The sequence below is a fragment of the Asanoa sp. NPDC050611 genome (assembly GCF_040654855.1).
Lineage (GTDB): Bacteria > Actinomycetota > Actinomycetes > Mycobacteriales > Micromonosporaceae > Asanoa.
In genome coordinates, this window is record NZ_JBFAIU010000377.1 from 1 (window position 1) to 6,728 (window position 6,728).

Annotated in this window: 8 protein-coding genes; 5 read left to right on the forward strand and 3 right to left on the reverse strand. The window is 73.2% G+C overall.

Annotated elements, in window-relative coordinates; all coding sequences use genetic code 11:
• Positions 1-682 (forward strand): FAD-dependent monooxygenase (locus AB0H87_RS35540; protein ID WP_360156056.1); only part of this gene is annotated, 682 nt, incomplete at its 5' end.
• Here the strand turns inward: AB0H87_RS35540 and AB0H87_RS35545 are convergent.
• Positions 679-1,089, reverse strand: coding sequence for a four-helix bundle copper-binding protein (locus AB0H87_RS35545; RefSeq protein WP_360156059.1), 411 nt, complete (start codon positions 1,087-1,089; stop codon positions 679-681). The two genes, AB0H87_RS35540 and AB0H87_RS35545, sit on opposite strands and share 4 nt — an antisense overlap.
• Before the next feature lie 92 nt (positions 1,090-1,181).
• Between AB0H87_RS35545 and AB0H87_RS35550 the strand changes: the two genes are divergently transcribed.
• Positions 1,182-1,364: an antitoxin gene (locus AB0H87_RS35550; RefSeq protein ID WP_360156062.1), complete on the forward strand. Its 183-nt coding sequence runs from the start codon at positions 1,182-1,184 to the stop codon at positions 1,362-1,364.
• On the opposite strand, the gene AB0H87_RS35555 is transcribed toward AB0H87_RS35550, so the two are convergent.
• Together AB0H87_RS35555 and AB0H87_RS35560 are read right to left on the reverse strand one after the other, a co-directional pair.
• Entirely contained in the window at positions 1,361-2,572 is a 1,212-nt protein-coding gene (locus tag AB0H87_RS35555) for an RNA polymerase sigma factor (RefSeq protein ID WP_360156065.1), read from the reverse strand. The two genes, AB0H87_RS35550 and AB0H87_RS35555, sit on opposite strands and share 4 nt — an antisense overlap.
• 24 nt (positions 2,573-2,596) lie before the next feature.
• Entirely contained in the window at positions 2,597-2,962 is a 366-nt protein-coding gene (locus tag AB0H87_RS35560) for a YciI family protein (RefSeq protein ID WP_360156077.1), read from the reverse strand.
• A 163-nt stretch (positions 2,963-3,125) separates the two neighbouring features.
• Here AB0H87_RS35560 and AB0H87_RS35565 point away from each other — a divergent pair, with 163 nt between their 5' ends.
• From AB0H87_RS35565 to AB0H87_RS35575, 3 genes are all read left to right on the forward strand, one after another.
• Positions 3,126-4,304, forward strand: a complete 1,179-nt coding sequence (locus AB0H87_RS35565) for a sensor histidine kinase (RefSeq protein ID WP_360156068.1) — start codon at positions 3,126-3,128, stop codon at positions 4,302-4,304.
• Positions 4,297-4,962 carry a response regulator transcription factor gene (locus tag AB0H87_RS35570; protein WP_360156071.1) on the forward strand — a complete coding sequence of 222 codons (666 nt, stop codon included), beginning with the start codon at positions 4,297-4,299 and terminating at the stop codon, positions 4,960-4,962. The genes AB0H87_RS35565 and AB0H87_RS35570 overlap by 8 nt, the downstream gene beginning before the upstream one ends.
• 59 nt (positions 4,963-5,021) lie before the next feature.
• A partial coding sequence (locus AB0H87_RS35575; protein ID WP_360156074.1) for an MMPL family transporter occupies positions 5,022-6,728 on the forward strand: 1,707 nt, incomplete at its 3' end.

Sequence of the window (6,728 nt, forward strand, 5' to 3'; positions counted from 1 at the left end):
GTCGGCGCCGTCGCCGGCCTACGCCGGGCTCGTGGGCAACGGCGGCTTCGCACCCGCGGTCCCGGGCGTCGACGCGCGGCCGGGCCACTACGAGATGATCTTCGGCCGGCGGGCGTTCTTCGGCTACCTGGTTGCGCCCGGCGACGAGGTCTGGTGGTTCGCCAACGTGCCGTGGCGCGCCGAGCCGGCCCGCGGCGAGCTGGCCGCGATCGACTGGCTGCCGCGGCTGCGCGAGCTGTTCGCCGGTGACGCGGGCCCGGCGCTGCCGGTGCTCGACGCGACCACGGGACTGGTGCCGATGGACCCGATCCAGTCCGTACGCGGCCTGCGCTCCTGGCACTCCCGGCGCGTGGTCCTGGTCGGCGACGCCGCGCACGCACCGACCCCGACCTCGGGCCAGGGCGCCTCACTGTCCATCGAGGACGCCCTCGTGCTCGCGAAGTGCCTGCGCGACCACGCCGAGCCGGCGGACGCGTTCGCCCGCTTCGAGGCCGGCCGGCGCCCGCGCGTCGACGCCATCATCAAGGCGGCGGCCCGCAACAACAGCAGCAAGGCCGCGGGCCCGGTGGGCCGGGTGATCCGCGACGCGGTCCTACCGGCGGTCCTGCGGGTGACCGCGAGCAGCACCGCCCAGCGCAAGGTCTTCGACTACCACGTCGACTGGGCGACCGCGGCTGTCTAGGAGTCCATGGCGGCGAGCAGGTCGTTGCAGGCCTGCTCGCAGCTGCGGCACGCGTCCGCGCAGATGCCGCAGTGCTCGTGCATCTCGGCGTGCAGGCCGCACTCGGCCGCGCAGGCGGCGCACGCGGTGGCGCAGGCCACCAGCATCGCGCGGCTGATCGTCGCGTCGTAACCCGTGTGCCGCGACAGCACCCGCGTGGTGGTCGCGCAGACGTCGGCGCAGTCGAGGTTCGTGCGGATGCACTTGGTCAGCTCCGCCACGTCGGGCTCGCTGAGGCAGGCGTCGGCGCAGGCGGTACACGCCTCCGCACAGTCGTCGATGATGTCGATGGTCGAGGCCAGCTGGACGCGGTCCAGGCTGATCGGCTGGGGATAGGTCTCCAGCATCGGGAGCGTGGTCGTGGTCATGGCGCCCGCATTCCCCCGACCTGGCGCGCCATGCGCGCCGACGACCAGTTTCCCGGGCGTTTGACCGCGACCGCGCGGGGCACCGTAGCGCCATGGGTGACTTCATGGACAAAGCGAAGGACTTCGCCGACGAGCACGACAAGCAGGTCGACCAGGGTCTCGAGAAGGCCGGCGAGCAGGCCGACAAGCGCACCGACGACAAGTACGACGCCCAGATCGACAAGGGCGTCGACCAGGCACAGCAGCGCACCGGCGAGGGCGACCAGGCCCCCTAGTCGGTCGCGGCGGCCGCCCGGGCCATCAACAGGTCGCGTTCGTGCCGGGTCGGTGCCAGCGACGCGGCACGTTCCAGCTCCTCGGCCGCCTCGCCGCGCCGGCCCAGCCGGAGCAGCAGGTCGCCACGGATCGCGCCGAACAGGTGGTAGCGGCCCAGGCGAGGGTCGCCGGCCAGCTCCTCCAACGCGTCCAGGGCCGCCTGCGGACCGTCCACATGCAACACCGCGACCGTGCGGTTGAGCCCGACCACCGGCGACGGGGCCAGCTGCGACAGCGCGTCGTACAGCGCCAGGATCGCGGACCAGTCGGTGTCCGCGAACCGCGGCGCCCGAGCGTGACAGGCGGCGATCGCGGCCTGCACCGTGTACGGCCCGAGCGGCTTGCGCAGCCGGCGCGCCCGGGCCAGCGCGGCCAGGCCGTGCGCGATCAGCGTGCGGTCCCAGCGCGACCGGTCCTGGTCCTCCAGGAGCACCGGCTGACCGTCCCGGCCGGTGCGGGTGGCGAACCGCGACGCCTGCAGCTCCATCAGCGCGACCAGCCCGTACACCTCGGGCTCGGCGGGCATCAGCGCGGCCAGGATCCGGCCCAGCCGCATCGCCTGCTCCGCCAGGTCGCGGCGGATCCACCGGTCGCCGGACGTGGCCGCGTACCCCTCGGTGAAGATCAGGTAGAGGACCTCCAGCACCGCGTGCAGCCGCGCCGGCAGCTCGTCCGGGTCCGGCAGCGCGAACGGCACCTCGGCCTCGGCCAGCGTGCGCTTGGCCCGCGAGATCCGCTGCCCGATCGTGGCCGACGGCACCAGGAACGCGCGGCCGATCTCGTCGGTGCTCAGGCCGCCGACCATCCGCAGGGTCAGCGCCGCGCGGGACTCCTGCGACAGCACCGGGTGGCACGCGACGAACACCAGGGACAGCAGGTCCTGATCGGTCGCCGGGCTGGACTCCTCCTCACCCAGCAGGGCGTACTTCGTCTCGCGTACGCCCTCCCGCCGGATCATGTCGATCGCCCGGCGGCGGGCCGTGGTGAGCAGCCAACCGGCGGGCTCATCCGGAATGCCGGAGACCGGCCACTGCTCCAGCGCCGCGAGGTAGGCGTCCTGCGCGAAGTCCTCCGCGAGCCCGACGTCGTTGACCAGCCGGGTGAGGGAGGCGACCAGCCGCCCCGAGTGGATCCGCCATACCGCCTCGACGGTCCGCCGCGCGTCCATGCCGCCCCTCCCCGCCAGCAACCGTCAGGCCAGGTTCTCGAAATCGGCCTCTTCGTAGTAAGGGCGGATCTCGAGCACCTCACGCAGCCCCGTCTTCGGGTCGGTCGGCACCTGCTTGACCCACTCGACGGCCTCCTCGATCGAGCTGACCTGCCACACCCAGTACCCGGCGATGATCTCCTTCGACTCGGTGAACGGCCCGTCGACGACCGACGTCGTGCCGCCCTCGAAGATCACCTGCTTGCCCTGTGCGCTCGGCCGCAGGCCGCCGCCGTCGAGCATGATCCCGGCCTTGACGAGCTTGTCGTTGTACTCGCCCATCGCGGCCAGCATCTCCGCGGTCGGGGCGATCTTGTCCTCGTCCGCGCCGGTCCCCTTGATCATGACCATGACCTTCACGATATGTCTCCTTCTCTCGTCCAAGGCCGCCGTGGCGACCTCCTTCACCCAGGGGTCGAACGGGGCCGCCCGGATTTCGACATCCCCCCGGAGAAATTTCTTCTCGCTCCTGAGAGGGAGGCGCCGGCGCCGGGCCGCACTGGATACTGCCAGCGTGCGGAAGCTGGCCGAGCAGGCGCGCCGGGCCGTCCGGCAGGCGACCGACGCGGCCCGCGACCTGCCGCCGCTGGCCGTCGACTCGATCATCGCGCTGCTCTGCTATCTGGCCACGATCGCCTCCCCGGTGGTGGACGGCGAGGACACGACGATGATGTACGTCTTCGCCGCGCTCAGCTCCCTCCCCCTCGCCTGGCGCCGCCGCTGGCCGGTCCCGATCACGTTCCTCACCGGCGTCGCGACCTCCGTCCTCGCCGTCAACGACCTGATCAAAGAGGTGCCGTTCGGCCAGCTCGTGGCCACCTACACGTTCGCCGCGCTGGCCGGGCCGGGCTGGCGGGCGCTCGGCATCCTCGGCACGGTCGCGGGGCTCGGCATCTCGCTTACCCCGAAGAGCAGCATCCTGCCCGTGAGCGCCACGGTGATCATGTTCGGCGGGGCGTACGCCCTCGGCGCCATCGCCCGCTCCCGCCGCAAGCTGATCGCCAACCTGGAGGCCCGTGCCGAGCAGCTGGCCGCCGACTACACCAAGGCGGCGTCGCGGGAGCGGGAGCGGATCGCCCGGGACATGCACGACATCCTCGCCCACTCGGTCAGCCTGATCGTCGTGCAGGCCGAGGCCGGCCCGGTCGTCGTCCGCAGCGACCCGGCCCGGGCGGAGCAGGTGTTCGACGCGATCGCCGACGCCGGCCGGGACGCGCTGACCCAGCTCCGCCGCACCCTGGGCGTGTTGCGCTCCGAGCCCGCCTCCCGCGCGCCGCAACCGGGCCTCGACGCCGTCCCCGCGCTCGTCGAGCAGGCCCGCGTGGCCGGCCTCGCCGCCGTCCTGCACGAGCGGGGCGCGCGCCGCCCGCTGCCGGCCGACACCCCCGTCGCCGCCTACCGCGTGGTGCAGGAGGCACTGACCAATGTGGTCCGTCACGCGCGGGCCGGCCGGGTCGAGGTCGTGCTCCGCTGGGACGACGACGAACTGGGGCTGGAGGTGCGCGACGACGGGCGCGGCCCGGGCCGGCGGGCCGGTTCCAGCTCCGGCCACGGCCTGATCGGCATGCGCGAACGCGTCGCGGCCTGCGGCGGCACGCTGGAGACCGGCGCGGCGAGCGATGGCCCGGGTTTCCGCGTGCACGCTAGGCTGCCCGTCGTGGCGTCGGTGGTCCCGCGGCAACCCCATGGCTGACCAGATCAGCGTGCTCGTCGCCGACGACCAGGAGCTGGTCCGCGGCGGGTTCGCGCTCATCCTCGACGCCCAGCCCGACATCACCGTGGTCGGCGAGGCCGCCGACGGTGCGGAGGCGATCGCCGCGACCGCCCGGCTGCGCCCCGACGTCGTGCTGATGGACGTCCGCATGCCGAACATCGACGGCATCCAGGCCACCGCCCGTATCTGCGCCGACTCCGACACCCGGGTGCTCGTGCTGACCACGTTCGACCTCGACGAGTACGTCTACGACGCGCTGCGGGCCGGCGCGAGCGGCTTCCTGCTCAAGGACATGCGCCGCGACGACCTCGTCAACGCGGTGCGCGTGGTGGCCGGCGGCGAGGCGCTGCTGGCCCCGACGGTGACCCGACGGCTGATCGCCGACGTGGTGTCCCGCGCCGCACCACGGCGGGTCGACCACCGGCTGGCGGCGCTCACCGGCCGCGAGACGGAGACGCTGAAGGCGGTCGCCCGCGGGCTGTCCAACGCGGAGATCGCCGCCGAGCTGTACGTCACCGAGCACACCGTCAAGACCCACGTCAGCAACCTGCTCACCAAGCTCGCCCTGCGCGACCGGGTGCAGGCGGTAGTCCTCGCGTACGAGACGGGACTGGTCGTTCCTCGCTCCGGCGAGTGAGCCGGAGTCCACTCCGGACGGCGATCCGGTCCGGGCGGCGCGCGCGTTGGATCGACGGCATGACAACCTCACTCGCTCGCTTCTCCGTACGCCGCCCGGTCATCGTCCTGGTGATCTGGCTGGCCGTCGTCGGCGCCGGCTTCACAGTCGGCGTCGGCGTCTTCGAACGCCTCGTCGGCGAGGTCGGTGTCGTGCCCGGCAGCGAGTCGGCCCGGGCCGCCGACCTCCGCGACGAGTTGGCACCCGCGCCCGAGGAGATCACCGCGATCGTCAGCGGAGTGAACGCGAGCGACCCGGCCGTCACGGCCGCGGTCGACCGGATCGGCGCCGAGGTCCGCGCCATGCCCGGCGTGGCGGAGGTGAGCCCGCCGGTGCCGTCCCCGTCGACCGGCCAGGCGGTGCTGTTCACGGTGACGATGGCGGTGGCCGACGACGCCGACGAGGTCGCGGCGCAGGTGGCCGAGCGGATCCGCGCCGGCACCGACCTGCCCGGCGGCACGGTCACGGTCACCGGCGGATCGCTGAGCGAGGACGAGTTCAGCGAGCAGGCGGCCGGCGACGTCGCCCGCGCGGAGATATTCAGCACGCCGATCATGCTGTTGCTCCTGCTGATCGTCTTCGGCGGCCTGCTCGCGGCCGGCCTGCCGCTGCTGATCGCGGTGGTCGGCGTCGGCGGCACGTTCGGCGTGCTGTTCGCGTTCAGCCAGGTCACGGACGTGTCCGTCTACTCCATCCAGATCGTGACGATGCTCGCGGTGGGCCTCGCCGTCGACTACGCGCTGCTGGTCGTCTACCGGTTCCGCGAGGAGCGGGCCGTCGACCCCGAGGTCGGCCCCGCGGTCCTGCGCACCGCGCGCTCCGCCGGGCGTACCGTCCTCTTCTCCGGACTGACCGTCGCCGTCGCGCTGGCCGGACTCACCGTGTTCCCGGACCCGTTCCTGCGCTCGATGGGCATCGCCGGCACCGCCGTCGTCGTGCTCGACCTGTTGGCCGCGCTGACCCTGCTGCCGGCGCTGCTCACCCTCTTCGGCAAGCGGATCAAGGGGCGGGCGCCGCGCCCGGCCGGCGTCGGGGTGTTCGCCCGGCTGGCCCGGATCGTCCAACGCCGGCCCGCGGTGACCGCGCTGACCGTGCTCGCCGGGATGCTGTTCATCGCGATCCCGGTGCTCGACATGCGGCTGGCCGCCGGCGACCCGCGCCTCCTCCCGGCGAGCACCGACACGCGGACGCTCTACGACGAGATGACCGTCCACTACCCCGACGAGATCCGCCCCGACGAGGTGTCGGCCGTGGTCGCGGCCGCACCCGACAGCCCCGCCGTCACCGCGCTGCGGGACCAGATCCAGACCATGCCGGGTGTACGCGAGGTCGCGGTGCGCCCGATCGGCGACCGCTCACTGGTCCAGGCGGACGTCGACGAGGCTTACCAGGACACGGTCGCGACGGCGGTGCGTGACCTGCCGGCCCCGGTCGAGACCCTGGTCGGCGGCGACGCGGCCCGGCTCGCCGACTACCGCGGCATGCTGGCCGACCGGCTCCCGTGGGCGATCGCCCTGGTCGGTCTCGGCACGCTGATCCTGCTGTTCCTGTTCACCGGCTCGGTCCTCCTGCCGATCAAGGCGGTGCTGACCAACCTGCTCAGCATCGGCGCCGCCCTGGGCGCGGTGGTCTGGGTGTTCCAGCAGGGCAACCTGGGCCTGCCGGAGCTCGACGGCACGAACCTGACGGTCCCGGTCCTGGTCGCGGCGATCGCGTTCGGCCTACGC